This window comes from Haloarcula amylovorans (genome assembly GCF_004681185.1).
In the GTDB taxonomy this organism is placed as follows: domain Archaea; phylum Halobacteriota; class Halobacteria; order Halobacteriales; family Haloarculaceae; genus Haloarcula; species Haloarcula amylovorans.
In genome coordinates this window covers 1318848-1331986 of record NZ_SRIF01000001.1, presented here as the reverse complement: position 1 = coordinate 1331986, position 13139 = coordinate 1318848, and the positions used below count along the sequence as shown (strand labels likewise).

Annotated in this window: 16 protein-coding genes; 12 read left to right on the top strand and 4 right to left on the bottom strand. The window is 64.5% G+C overall.

Annotation, left to right across the window (positions count from 1 at the left end; all coding sequences use genetic code 11):
* Positions 1–2 precede the first annotated feature (2 nt).
* The 10 genes from ilvN (at position 3) to pfkB (ending at position 8494) form a co-directional block, all read left to right on the top strand.
* Positions 3–590 (top strand): acetolactate synthase small subunit, encoded by a 588-nt coding sequence (gene ilvN, locus E4S61_RS06735; RefSeq protein ID WP_135303116.1) that lies wholly within the window; start codon positions 3–5, stop codon positions 588–590.
* A complete protein-coding gene (gene ilvC, locus E4S61_RS06730; RefSeq protein WP_135303115.1) occupies positions 583–1614 on the top strand; it encodes a ketol-acid reductoisomerase in 1032 nt (343 codons plus the stop codon). Before ilvN ends, ilvC begins: the two co-directional genes overlap by 8 nt.
* Complete coding sequence (locus tag E4S61_RS06725; RefSeq protein ID WP_135303114.1) at positions 1607–1870, top strand: hypothetical protein; 264 nt, start codon at positions 1607–1609, stop codon at positions 1868–1870. The genes ilvC and E4S61_RS06725 overlap by 8 nt, the downstream gene beginning before the upstream one ends.
* Positions 1871–1940: 70 nt before the next feature.
* The gene (leuC, locus tag E4S61_RS06720; protein ID WP_135303113.1) at positions 1941–3362 is read left to right on the top strand and encodes a 3-isopropylmalate dehydratase large subunit; all 1422 of its coding nucleotides are present in this window, start codon (positions 1941–1943) and stop codon (positions 3360–3362) included.
* Positions 3359–4003, top strand: coding sequence for a 3-isopropylmalate dehydratase small subunit (gene leuD, locus E4S61_RS06715; RefSeq protein ID WP_135303112.1), 645 nt, complete (start codon positions 3359–3361; stop codon positions 4001–4003). The genes leuC and leuD overlap by 4 nt, the downstream gene beginning before the upstream one ends.
* A 132-nt stretch (positions 4004–4135) precedes the next feature.
* Positions 4136–4876: an HFX_2341 family transcriptional regulator domain-containing protein gene (locus tag E4S61_RS06710; RefSeq protein WP_135303111.1), complete on the top strand. Its 741-nt coding sequence runs from the start codon at positions 4136–4138 to the stop codon at positions 4874–4876.
* A 426-nt stretch (positions 4877–5302) separates the two neighbouring features.
* Entirely contained in the window at positions 5303–5701 is a 399-nt protein-coding gene (locus tag E4S61_RS06705; RefSeq protein ID WP_135303110.1) for a hypothetical protein, read from the top strand.
* A 56-nt stretch (positions 5702–5757) separates the two neighbouring features.
* Entirely contained in the window at positions 5758–6741 is a 984-nt protein-coding gene (locus tag E4S61_RS06700) for an isocitrate/isopropylmalate dehydrogenase family protein (protein ID WP_135303109.1), read from the top strand.
* 80 nt (positions 6742–6821) lie between these two features.
* A complete protein-coding gene (gene glpR / locus E4S61_RS06695; RefSeq protein WP_135303108.1) occupies positions 6822–7589 on the top strand; it encodes an HTH-type transcriptional regulator GlpR in 768 nt (255 codons plus the stop codon).
* Entirely contained in the window at positions 7586–8494 is a 909-nt protein-coding gene (gene pfkB, locus E4S61_RS06690; RefSeq protein ID WP_135303107.1) for a 1-phosphofructokinase, read from the top strand. The genes glpR and pfkB overlap by 4 nt, the downstream gene beginning before the upstream one ends.
* A 47-nt stretch (positions 8495–8541) precedes the next feature.
* On the opposite strand, the gene E4S61_RS06685 is transcribed toward pfkB, so the two are convergent.
* Positions 8542–9666 (bottom strand): carbohydrate kinase family protein, encoded by a 1125-nt coding sequence (locus tag E4S61_RS06685; protein ID WP_135303106.1) that lies wholly within the window; start codon positions 9664–9666, stop codon positions 8542–8544.
* 6 nt (positions 9667–9672) lie between these two features.
* Positions 9673–10455: a class I fructose-bisphosphate aldolase gene (locus E4S61_RS06680; RefSeq protein WP_135303105.1), complete on the bottom strand. Its 783-nt coding sequence runs from the start codon at positions 10453–10455 to the stop codon at positions 9673–9675.
* 117 nt (positions 10456–10572) lie between these two features.
* Here E4S61_RS06680 and E4S61_RS25295 point away from each other — a divergent pair, with 117 nt between their 5' ends.
* Positions 10573–10722, top strand: a complete 150-nt coding sequence (locus E4S61_RS25295; protein ID WP_167768433.1) for a DUF7557 family protein — start codon at positions 10573–10575, stop codon at positions 10720–10722.
* Here the strand turns inward: E4S61_RS25295 and E4S61_RS06675 are convergent.
* Both E4S61_RS06675 and E4S61_RS06670 read right to left on the bottom strand, forming a co-directional pair.
* Positions 10719–11180 (bottom strand): DUF5799 family protein, encoded by a 462-nt coding sequence (locus E4S61_RS06675; RefSeq protein WP_135303104.1) that lies wholly within the window; start codon positions 11178–11180, stop codon positions 10719–10721. The genes E4S61_RS25295 and E4S61_RS06675 overlap by 4 nt on opposite strands.
* Positions 11181–11253: 73 nt before the next feature.
* Positions 11254–11649: an OsmC family protein gene (locus tag E4S61_RS06670; RefSeq protein ID WP_135303103.1), complete on the bottom strand. Its 396-nt coding sequence runs from the start codon at positions 11647–11649 to the stop codon at positions 11254–11256.
* Between the two features lie 125 nt (positions 11650–11774).
* Between E4S61_RS06670 and E4S61_RS06665 the strand changes: the two genes are divergently transcribed.
* Entirely contained in the window at positions 11775–13139 is a 1365-nt protein-coding gene (locus E4S61_RS06665) for a sensor histidine kinase (RefSeq protein WP_167768432.1), read from the top strand.

The following is a 13139-nucleotide window of genomic DNA, read 5'->3' as shown; positions in this document are numbered from 1 at the left end:
GAATGCCAGGACCCGCGCCGGACGAACGGAGACGCCCCGAGGGTCGGCGCAACATGCAGGGGATTCGCGTCGACCCCGAGGCCGAAGTGACTCACGAGCCCCGACAGGCGGTCTTATCGGCGCTCGTCAAACACCGACCGGGCGTGCTCTCTGAGGTGTCCGGGCTCTTTAGCCGCCGACAGTTCAACATCGAAAGTCTCACCGTCGGTCCGACGAGTGAGGAGGATACAGCCCGGATGACGATCCTCATCGAGGAGCCGGAGCCGGGAATCGAACAGGCGAAAAAACAGTTGCAGAAGCTCGTGCCCGTCGTCTCCGTCGCGGAACTGGAACCCGCGGCGGTTCGGCGGGAACTGGCGCTCATCAAGGTCGGCGGGGAGAAACCCGACGACGTGAACGCCGTCGCGGAGATGTACGACGGCCAAGCCGTCGACGCCTCCACCGACTCGGTGACCGTCGAGATAACGGGCAGCAAACAGAAGATCGACGCTGCCGTCGACGCCTTCCGGCAGTTCGACGTGCAGGAGATCGTGCGAACCGGGGCTGCCGCACTGGAACGCGGCCCCACCACACTGAACAAAGATGACTGACGAAATCACGACGACCGTTTACTACGACGAGGACGCAGACGTATCGACACTTGACGACGAGACTGTTGCCGTACTCGGCTACGGTTCGCAGGGCCACGCCCACTCGCTGAACCTGCACGACTCCGGGGTCGATGTCGTCGTCGGCCTCCGCGAGGATTCCGACTCGCGTTCGGCCGCCGAAGAGGCTGGCCTGCGCGTCGAGACGCCGGACGTGGCGGCCCGAGAGGCCGACCGCGTCGTCATGCTCGTTCCCGACACCGTCCAGCCGGCCGTCTACGAGGCCATCGAGGACGAACTCGACGAGGGAGACACGCTCCAGTTCGCTCACGGGTTCAACATCCACTACGGGCAGATAGAACCGCCGGAGGGCGTCGACGTGACGATGTCCGCGCCGAAATCCCCCGGCCACCTCGTGCGCCGGACCTACGAACGCGGCGAGGGTACTCCCGGCCTCATCGCCATCTACCAGGACGCGACCGGCAACGCCAAGGAAGAGGCACTGGCGTACTCGAAAGCGATCGGCTGTACCCGCGCTGGCGTCATCGAGACGACGTTCCAGGAAGAGGTCGAGACGGACCTCTTCGGCGAGCAGGCGGTGCTGTGTGGCGGCGTCACCGAGATGGTCAAGGCCGGCTTCGAGACGCTCGTCGACGCGGGCTACGCGCCGGAGATGGCCTACTTCGAGTGTCTGAACGAACTCAAACTCATCGTCGACCTGATGTACGAAGGCGGCCACATGGGCATGTGGAACTCCGTCTCCGACACCGCCGAGTACGGCGGTCTCACCCGCGGTGAGGAGGTCATCGACCGCGAGGGCATGGAGAAAATCCTCGAAGAGGTCCAGAACGGCGAGTTCGCTCGCGAGTGGATCAACGAGAACCAGGCTCACCGGCCCGCCTACAAGCAGTATCGCGCGGCAGAGGAGAATCACCAGATCGAGGAAGTCGGCGGCGGCCTGCGCGAGCTGTTCGCGTGGGGTGAGGACGCCGACGAGCAGAAAGAGGAAGCACCAGCAGATGACTAGCGAGAACAGAACGACAGCGGACGACGGCAGTACGATGGGTGATGTGGACCACACGCACCCACATACGAACGAAACCTTCGGCGCGGCGTTCAAGCGCGGCCCCGCAGTGGCCGCAGATGGCGGCGAGCGGTCCAGCGAACACGACGCCGAAGACGAGGCCGACGAGACGATGGCCGACGTAGACCACGAAGCGCCCGGTGAGGGCGTCACTCGCGCCTACGAGCGCGGGACAGAGGGACGGGACGAGACAGTATGAGTTCCGATAGACATTCCGGCTTCGCCGGCTGTGACTATCGACCTCCTGCTCAATCACACGGTGATTTCGCATGAGTCGAGGAACCCTGTACGACAAAGTCTGGGACCGGCACAAAGTCACGACGCTACCCAACGGGCAGGACCAGCTGTTCGTCGGCCTCCATCTCATCCACGAGGTCACCAGCCCGCAGGCGTTCGGAATGCTCCAAGAGCGCGGCCTGGAAGTCGCGCGACCGGACCTGACTCACGCGACGGTGGACCACATCGTCCCGACGGCGAACCAGGACCGGCCGTATGCCGACGACGCGGCCGAGACCATGATGTCCGAACTCGAAGAGAACGCCCGCGAGGCGGGCATCGAGTTCTCGGACCCGACGACGGGTGACCAGGGCATCGTCCACGTCATCGGGCCGGAGCAGGGCATCACCCAACCCGGCAAGACCATCGTCTGTGGCGACAGCCACACGTCCACCCACGGCGCGTTCGGCGCGCTGGCCTTTGGTATTGGGACCAGCCAGATTCGAGACGTGCTGGCGACCCAGACCATCGCCATGGAGAAACAGAAGGTCCGAAAGATCGAGGTCAACGGCGAACTTGGTGAAGGCGTCGAAGCCAAAGACATCATCCTCGAAATCATCCGTCGTCTGGGCACCGAGGGCGGCGTCGGCTACGTCTACGAGTACGCCGGCGAGGCCATCGAGAACCTCGACATGGAGGGACGGATGTCCATCTGTAACATGTCCATCGAGGGCGGCGCTCGCGCGGGGTACGTCAACCCCGACGAGACCACCGTCGAGTGGCTGAAAGACACCGACTACTTCCAAGAGAGCCCCGAGAAGTTCGAGGAACTGAAGCCGTACTGGGAGTCCATCCGGAGCGACGACGACGCCGAGTACGACGACGTGGTCGAGATCGACGCGAGCGACCTCGACCCCGTCGTGACGTGGGGGACTACGCCCGGCCAGGGCATCGGCATCGACGACCCGATTCCGGCCCCCGAGGACTTAGCGGAGGACAAGCAGGACACCGCCCGGCGCGCCCAGAAGCACATGCGCGTCGAACCCGGCGAGACGATGAACGGCTACGACATCGACGTGGCCTTCCTCGGTTCGTGTACGAACGCGCGAATGCCCGACCTGCGGCGCGCGGCCCGCATCGTCAAGGGCCGGCAGGTCGCTGACGACGTGCGCGCATTCGTCGTCCCCGGTAGTCAGCGCGTCCAGCGCACCGCCGAGGAAGCGGGACTCAAGGACATCTTCGAGGAGGCCGGCTTCGAGTGGCGAAACGCCGGCTGTTCGATGTGTCTGGGCATGAACGAGGACCAACTGGAAGGCGACGAGGCGTGTGCCTCCTCCTCGAATCGGAACTTCGTCGGTCGACAGGGGAGCAAGGACGGCCGCACCGTCCTGATGAACCCCCGGATGGTGGCCGCGGCGGCCATCAACGGCGAAGTGTCTGACGTACGCGACCTGAAAGAGGTGAACCTGGTATGAGCGACGCCACCGAGGACATCCCCGAGGTCGACTACGTCGAGGGGACCGGCATCCCCATCCGCGGGAACGACATCGACACCGACCAGATAATCCCCGCGCGGTTCATGAAGGTCGTCACCTTCGACGGCCTGGGCGAGTTCGCCTTCTTCGACGTCCGGTTCGACGACGAGGACAACCAGAAGGACCACCCGATGAACGAGGAGCGCTTCCAGGACGCCAACGTCATGGTGGTCAACAGCAACTTCGGCTGTGGCTCCTCGCGCGAACACGCCCCGCAGGCGCTAATGCGCTGGGGTATCGACGCCATCATCGGCGAGAGCTTCGCCGAGATCTTCGCGGGCAACTGCCTCGCGCTCGGCATCCCGACGGTGACCGCCGACCACGAGACCATCAACGCGCTCCAGCAGTGGGTCGACGACAACCCCGAGAAGGAAATCGAAGTCGACGTGGCGGCCGAGACGGTCCGCTACGGCGGCAACGAAGCCAACGTCTCCGTCGACGACGCCCAGCGGCAGGCCCTCGTCGAGGGCATCTGGGACACGACGGCGCTGATGAAGGCCAACCGCAACGCCATCGAGGAGACGGCCGAAGGGTTGCCGTATCTGGACCAGACCCGGTCGGACGTCGAAGCGGACGATTAACTACGGAGAGTTTCGTCTCTCCGGCGTAAGCGCCCGGTTCGCAGACGCGGACGATTAGATGCGAGACGTTCGCCGAATTTTCCATTCGAGTCGAGGCGAAACACAGTCGGTCTCCCGGGGAGTGGCTCACCTATGGAGCGGATACGCGAGGTCCACATCGCACCGCTGGGGCACGAACGCGACCGCATCGTCGAGCCGATTCGCCAGCACAACGCCGACGTGGTCTACTTACTGAACCAGACCGAGCGACGACAGCAGTTCACGCCGTACCAACAGGCACTCGTCGAGGACCTAGAAGACGACAGCGTCGATATCGAAATCCACGAGACTGATTTGGACGACCTCTACGACGTGATGGCGGTCGTCACGACTCTCACCGCCGACCATCTTGAGGACATCGTCCGGGTCAACGTCTCCAGCGGGCCGAAGGTGGCGGCCATTGGAAGTGCTATTGCCTGCATGGCGACGGATGCGACGGCGTACTACGTCCATCCCGAGCGCCACGTTCCCGCTGTCGCCGAGGAACCGCTCACGGAGGGGGTTCGGGAGGCGGAGGTGCTCCCCTCCTACCCGATCGAGGCGATTCCGCGGGACCAGGTGGCGATTTTGGACTACCTCGACCGCACTAACTCTGAGAGCTACACGGCCAAGAAGAAGGACCTCATCGAGTTCGCCGAGGAGGACGCGCTGTCGTTTATCGACGACGCGAACCCGTCGAACGACAAGGCGAAGTTCGCGCTGTTGAACGCGAACGTCGTCGACCCGCTGGTGGCCGACGGCTACATCTCCGTTCGGGAGGTCGGGCGGACGAAACAGATCGCCCTGACCGAAACTGGGCGGAACGTCCTCCACGCGTTCCGGCACAAGCTCTGAGACTGCTGTTTTCGGCATACCTATGCGCTCTCTGTCCTGTGTGCAACTAACAGTACGAATAGTAACGATAGTACGAACTGTATCGAGAGTATCGCAGGTATCGGGGTAGTACCTACAAACTACCCCCGTGAACGAGTTACTGTGCACGGGACGCCACGTCACGGCCGCTATCCTCCGATTCGTCGGCCCTCCACTCGCCCCTCCTACGGACGGCCGCGGCTGGCGGCCCGTGCCATCTCACACAGCCTCTGACATTGTGTGTCGGGCGGGTGGGAGCCACCCGCGCTCGTCCGCGTCGCGGTTGCCAGTTGCCCGCTGGCGGTCCCCGCTGACGCTCGATTGCGGGAACTCCCGCTTGCCCGTTTCTCCGATAGTTCAGCGTCGGCTCCCTTTGGATTTAACACTCAGTCCGATGAACGGTCGTTCATGACGCAACATGCCTTCCTGACGGCACTGCTGGTCGTTGTACTCGTCGTTACGGTCGGCTCGGTCGCGCTCTGGGTCGCCCTCGACGCGGCGACGCGAGACGGGGCCCGGCCGTGGCTCTGGGGACTCCTCGCGATTCCGACCTATTCGGTCTTCCCGCTGACACGCTATCTGCTCCGACGGCAGCACGAGCGAACGCGCCCGCCGGGTCGCTGGTACGTCGCTTCGAGAACGGTGGCGCTTGGAAGCCTCGTCTCTTTCCTCGTCGCTGCCGTCGTCAGCCCACCCGATCCGGTGACGCAGGTGTACTACTGGCTCGGAGCGTTTCCGGTGGCGATTCTGGTCCTCGTCGTTCTCGACCGCTACTGGTTCGGTCTGGACGACGGCGCGGCGGCCTGATACGGTCACGCGCCGGAACCGAACCACTTTCACCGGCCGCCTGCCTCTCGGCGCACATGACACACGAGATCGCGGTCATCCCCGGTGACGGTATCGGACAGGAGGTCACGCCCGCTGCCGTCAAGGTACTGGAGGCCATCGAGACGGTCGACTTCGAGTTCGTCGAGGGCGAGGCCGGCGACGCCGTGAAGGACGAGACTGGCGAAGCGCTCCCACAGGAGACGCGAGAGATCGCAGCTGACGCCGACGCGACGCTGTTCGGCGCGGCCGGCGAGACGGCCGCCGACGTCATCCTCCCGCTACGCGACGTCGTCGGCTCGTTCGCCAACGTCCGCCCGGCTCGGTCGTACCCCGGACTAGATGCGGTTCAGCCCGACACGGATATCGTGTTCATTCGAGAGAACACGGAGGGCGTCTACACTGGCATCGAGAGCGAGATAACCGAGGGCGTGCGGACGCTCACTCGCGTCATCACGGCGGAGGCCTCCCGTGACATCGCCGAATACGGCTTCGACTACGCGAAGCAGAACGGCTACGAGGACGTGACCATCGCGCACAAGGCCAACGTCATGCGCCAGACGGACGGTCTGTTCCTCGAAACCGCCGAGGCGGTCGCAGAAGATCGGGGTGCCGACTACGACACCGCGCTGATGGACGCGCTGGCGATGCATCTGGTAATGACACCCGAGGAGTACGATGTCATCGTCTGCCCGAACCTCGCGGGCGATATGCTCTCGGACCTCTCGGCCGGGCTGGTCGGCGGACTGGGACTGCTCCCGTCGGCGAACATTGGGGAGGAGAACGCGCTGTTCGAACCGGTCCACGGGTCGGCCCCGGACATCGCCGGTAAGGGCGTCGCCAATCCCTCGGCGATGATCCTCTCCGCGGCGATGCTGTTAGAGCACCTCGGCTACGACGAAGAGGGCGACCAGGTGCGAACCGCGGTCGAGTCGGTCCTCGAATCCGGGCCGCGCACGCCGGATCTCGGCGGCGACGCAGGAACGACTGCTGTCACTGACGCCGTCATCGACGAACTGTAGGCCTCCTTTTCTTCACTCAGAAACGAGCAAGGGCCGATAGAAAGTGGTAAAAACGAAGCGAAACAATCACGGGAAACAGCATGCTCCCGGCCGAACGCAAACGAACTATCGTCCAGCTGGTGACGGAACGAGACGGCTGTTCCGTCGCGGTGCTGGCCGACGAACTGGAGTTCTCGAAGGCGACGATTCGCCGAGACCTCCGAGACCTCGAAGAGGAGGGTCGCATCGAGCGTTCACACGGCGGGGCGGTCCCCGCGTCGTCGGTCGGCACGGAGCGCTCGTACGACCAGCGCGAGGTCGAACACTTAGAGGCGAAGCGGGCCATCGCCGCGCGCGCGAGCGAGGAGATTCGCGAGGGCGAGGTCGTCTTCTTCGACGCGGGGACGACCACGATGGAAGTCGCGCGGGCCGCCCCCGACGAGGGGTACGTCGCCGCGACGAACATGCCGGAACTCGCTACGGAGCTATCTGACGGCGAGATAGACGTGAAACTGACCGGCGGGACGTTGCGGGCGCGGACACGCGCGCTCGTCGGCTCGACCGCCGAGTCCTTTCTCGACCGGACGAACTTCGACCTCCTCTTTCTGGGGACCAACGCGCTGGACGCGACGGTCGGCCTCTCGACGCCGAACGAGGCCGAGGCTGCCGTCAAGCGCCAGATGGTCGAGCGCGCCGGTCGCATCGTCCTCGTCGCGGACAGTTCGAAGTTTGGAGAGCGGAGTTTCGTCTCGTTTGCGGATCTGGCGGACGTCGATATGCTCGTCACGGACGAAGCGCTCCCGGCGGCAATCGCGGACGCGGTCGCCGAGGCGGACGTCGACGTCGTCGTCGAAGGTATCCACGCATGATAGTCACACTCACGTTCAATCCGGCAGTCGACCAGACCATCCAATTCGACGAACCGATGGTGCCCGACCACGTCATGCGGGCCAGCGATGCCCGGTTCGACGCCGGCGGTAAGGGAATCAACGTCGCCCAGTTCCTCACGGCGATGGCGAAACCGTGCGTCGCCACCGGTGTCGTCGGCGGGTTCACTGGCCGGTTCGTCCGCGAGGACATGCAGGCCGACGGCGTGGAGACGGACTTCGTCGAAGTGGGGGGCACGACGCGGCTCAACACGACGGCGCTCGCCGAGGGCGTCGAGTACAAACTCAACCACGACGGACCCCTCGTCGAGGAAAGCGACCTCGACGCGGTCGTCGAGCGCATACGAAACCACGACCCCGACCGCATCCTCGTCGGTGGGAGTCTCCCACCGGGACTGTCCGTCGCCGATGTCGACACCGTCGCCACCGCCGGTGACTGGGAGGCCGTCGTCGATATGGAAGGGAAGGCACTCCGACAACTCGACGCGCAGTACGCCCTCTGTAAGCCCAACCGCGAGGAGCTCGGTGAGGCGACGGGGGACGACGTCTCGACTATCGAGGGTTGTGCGCGCGCGGCCGACGCGTTCCGCGACCGCGGGTTCGACCGCGTGCTGGCGTCGCTCGGCGGCGACGGCGCGGTACTCGCTAATGGATCGGATCTGCTCTACGCTGAGGCCCTCGACGTAGATGTCGTCGATACGGTCGGCGCAGGCGACGCCCTCCTCTCGGGAGTCGTCGCCGCGTGGGAAGACGGGAAAGACGACGCGACGGCACTGAAAAACGGCGTCGCCGTCTCCTCGCGCCTCGTCGAACAGGCCGGCACCGCGGTTCCGTCTTTCGAGGATATCGAGGCGCTACGAGAGCGAGTGACCGTTCGAGAACTGTAACCGCGAGCCGAGCCGCCCCGGAGCTACTCGGCCCCGAACTGCCGGTCTCAGAACTTCTCGTCGTAGTCGTCGACGAACGCGCGAATCTCCGCGAGCGACGGCTGGTCCGCGGTCCGGACGAAGTGACCGGCGACGGCGTTCCCGAGGACGACGGCCGTCACCGGGGAGAGACCGTTCACGAGAGCGAGACCGAGTCCCGCGTTGAAGTGGTCGCCCGAACTCGTCGTCAGTTCCGGGTCCGTAACCGACGGGACGGCGACGCTGTCGGTCCCGTCTGCAGCGACGACCACGGAGCGGTCGACGCCGTGACCGACGAACCACGTCGGCGAGAACACGCTTTCGACGACTTCGGCTGCCTCCTCGAACGAGCGGTCTTTCTCACCTTCGTAGGCATCGGCCAAGACGCCCGCCTCCGCCCGATTCGAGGAGACGACGACGTTCGTCACTTCGTTCAATCGGCCGATGGCTTCTCGACCGGCGCGCAGGCCCTCGGCGTCGAGTTTGCGCACGTCGCCGGGGTCGACCAGCACGTGAGAGGGGGGGTCCGCGATGTCGCCCCACAGCTCGCGCAGTCCATCGAGGATGTCAGGTAAACCGGGCGTCTCGGACCAGTAGCCGGTCCCGAGCAGCGCCGCGCCGTCGAGTCGGTCGGCGAGTCGGTCGTGGCCGAACCGCTCGTCGAGGCCGTCCCAGTCGAGGTCCATCGTGTCCCCGACCTCGGTCAGCATCAGCTTCCCGTCGTCGAACTCGACGGCGTCGGTGATGCCCGGGTCGCCCATCGAGTGGAGTTCGTAGGCGTCGAACTCCGCGGCGAAGGTGTCGTGGACCGGGTCACCGTACATCCCGACCATCACCGGGTCGAACGACCACGTCCCGAACGCGCGGGCGAGGTGGCAGGTGTGGCCGCCCGTGCGGTTGCCGTGCTGTAGCCACTCGAAAGTGAGCGAGCTGTCGGCAGCGACCGAATCTGCGACGCGGTCGCCGAGCGCGGCGATAGTCGAAAGCCCTTCGTAGGTATCCGGGTCGATGCGGTCGGCGACGATCTCTCGCACGCGGTCGAGGTAGCCGTCGAACCCGAAGACGACGCGGCCCCGCTCTACGTCGTCGAGCGCGGCCGCTGTCGGGAACTCCTCGCGCGCTGTGGCGACTGCTCGGCGCGTTGGTTCGTCCATGACCGACTACAGGACGTCGTCCGTACTGGCTCCTTCGAAGATAACTTCGTCGAGTTTGTCGAGGATGTCGTAGGGGTCGTCGCGCTGCCAGACGTTGCGGCCGACGGCGAGCCCGGAGACGCCGACGTCCATGCAGTCCTCGACGAGCTCGAGGAAGTCGCGGTCGGAGGTTTTAGACCCGCCAGAGAGTAGGACGCGGTTGTCCGCGGCGGCGTTGACAGCGTGTTCCATCGCGTCCTTGTCGCGGGGGTATTTGACCTTCGTGAAGTCAGCGCCGAGTTCGAGACCGATGCGGGCGGCGTAGGCGATGATGTCGCGGCTACGGTGCTCTTTGACGGCCTGCCCGCGCGGGTACGACCACATAGCTATGGGCAAGTCCTCGTCGCGGGCGGCCTCCTGTACCGGGCGGAAGTCCTCGAACATGTCCGTCTCGCGGTTCACGCCGGGGTAGATGGTGTAGCCGATGGCGTCCGCACCCAGTTCCGCGGCGTACTCGACGGACCAGTTCTGGGGCGAGTAGGGGTCACCCATCCAGAGGTCCGACCCGCCGTTGAGTTTCGCCAGCAGGTTCACGTCGTCCTCGTAACTCGGGTAGTACGTCTCGGCGAGTCCCTTGCCGACGGCCAATGCCGTGACGGCGTCGTGGGTCGCCATCTCGAACACTTCTCGGGGGTCGAGGCGCTCCTCGACGCCGCTGAACTGCTTTGGACCGTGTTCTAAACCGTGATCGTGAGCCAGGACGAGTGTCTTATCGTTACGGACGAGTGGTGAGTCTCCCAGTGGTTGCATACAGGCAGACTACCGAGAACGAACATTAACAGTTTTCGGTTCTGCTTATTTACTACTGTACGAGTTCGTTTCTGCTCGGCCCCGAAGATTAAGTACGTGCGAGGGGAACCGGCGACCATGCCATCTGTCGAACTCGACGACGAGACGATCCAGCGCCTGGACGACCTCCGCGTCGAGGACGAGTCCTACGACGAACTCGTGACCGAACTTATCAATATCTACGAAGCGGAAGAACTGACCCTGTTCCACGGCGGCGACGAGTACTAATCCTGCGACTGCGATTGGGCCTGTTCACAAATCGCTTTCCAGCGCCCGTTCGACTCCAGTTTCTCCTGGAGGTCCTCGGCGTACTCCTGTGCCAACTGCTCGGCCTCCTCGGTCTGCTTACTGGACCCGCCGCCGCCACCGAAGCCGAGCGCGTCTTTCACGCCCGAGAGGAAGCCGCCGCCACCGCCGCTACCGCCGCCCGATCCGCCGCCTGACTGCATCGAGGGCTGCTGGTCGATTCGGTCGAGTTCCGGCATGATGCTGGGAAGTTTCGACGTGTCGGCCACGACGCGTGCGGACCCCGGGTCCTCGGGGTTCTCGATCTCGAACTCGACGGCCGTCATCACGAGACCCCACTGCTGGTTCGAAAAGGAGGACGCCGTGACCTTCTCGTTGAACGACTGATCGACTGCCATCCGTTCGCCCGCGATGCGATCGGTCCAGTGGTTATCACTCATGGCTCGGTGTTTGCCCCCCGCATCAATGAGCGTTTCCCGAAAAAGCGTTGAAAAACGCCGGTTCTCGCGCGTTTCAGACGCCGGACTCGATGGAGATGTCGGCGTGAAGCTCCTCGCGGAGCGCCGAGTGGACGTGACAGATTTCCTCGCCGCGTTCGACGACGTCCCGCTCGTCGTCGCCGAGGTCCTCTTCGACTTCCATGTCGAAGGAAATGGAGACGAGATCGTCGTCGTCGTCGAGTTCGGCCTCGACATCGACTTCGACGTTACCGATGTCGTCGTAGCCGTGTTCGTCGGCGGCGACGCGGAACGCCGGGATGTAACAGGAGGCGTAGTCGGCCGCGAGCACTTCGTTGGCCGACGGTCCGTCGTTGCTGAGGGCGTCGACGACGAGTTCCCATTCGCCGTTGATGACGCTCTCGACCGTGTACCCTTCCTCGCACGTGCTGGTGACTTCGATATCTGCCATAGCGTTTGGCAGGTCTCGCGCCTCCCTCCTAAACGTTGTCAGACACATCTGCAGCGCCCGTCATCTCTCGCCAGTTGTCTCCATCACCGAAACCATTAGGTTACGACCCAAGAATGATTGTTTCCATGACATCAGCACCCGTCCTGGTCGTCGTCGCTGACCGGACGGACAGCGAGCATCTCGTCGAGGCCATCGAACACAGTAGTTCACTACCGAGTGCCGTCGCCGAGTCCGATCCCGGTGCCGCAATGTTCGCGTTCTGTCGGCGACCGATTTCGGGGCTCCTGGTCGATGCGACAGTCGGCGAGACGAAGGGAGCGGACCTCGGGAAGGCCGCGCGCCGGCTCTTTCCCGATCTGCCGGTCGTCCTCCGGGGCAGCGACGCGGTACCGTCGTTTCTCGAAGAACCCGTCGCCGCCGTCGGTAGCGGCGAAGATGTCGTGGCGGCGTTGACGGCGGTGCTCGACGGCACCGAGACAGCGGCGGCCCGCGACCCGACTCGCGTCGAGACGATATTCGCCTCCCTGTTCGAGCAGTTTCCGGTCCATCTCTTCGTGAAGGACCGAAACGGCGAACACGTCCTCGCCAACGACTGGATGATCGACCCGGCGACGGTGCTCGGTCGCGCCGACAACGAGATTCGGGACGGCGAGGAGACGGTGTTTCGAGAAGCTATCTACGACGACGACAAACGCGTCATTGAGGAGGGTGAACCCCTGAACGCCATCGAAGAGTACTCCAGTACGTACGACCGCCACTTGCTTACCTCGAAAGTTCCGTGGTACGACGCCGACGGTGCTGTCTCGGGACTGGTCGGTCTCTGTCAGGACATAACCGAACGGCGACGCCGCGAGCAGCGTCTCCGCAACACAAACGAGCGCGCGCGCAAGATTGCGCTCAAGACCGCCCACGAACTCCGTAACGAACTGCAAATCGCCACCGGTCGCCTCGAACTGGCCGACGCTGACGATCCGTATCTCGACGATGTCGCCGACTCGCACGCCCGTCTCTTACAGTCCGTCAACGAGGTGGTTCGGCTGGCTACACAGCAGCCACACGACCGCGACCGCGAGGAGCATAGACTTTCCGCGGTCGCCCGCGAGACGTGGCGTGCGCTTACCCGTGAGACGCACTCGCTGACGATCCGAGCCGACTCGCTGTTCGTCGCAGACCCCGACGGTATCCGTCTCCTGTTCGAGTCGCTGTACAAGAACGCGCGCGAACACGCAGGCGAGGGCGTGACTGTTGTCGTCGGCGCGACAGACGACGGTTTCTTCGTCGCCGACGACGGGCCAGGAATTAACGTCGAACCGCAGGCCCGTGTCTTCCAGGCGGGGTTCACCACCTGCCCCGGCAACTCCGGCTTCGGTCTCTACATCGCGCGCAGCATCGCTGAGGAGCACCGGTGGTCTCTCTCGGTCGGCGAGAGCGAGACGGGGGGTGCCCGGTTCGATATCCGCGGCGTCGAATCGCAGCGAACGGCGGACTGA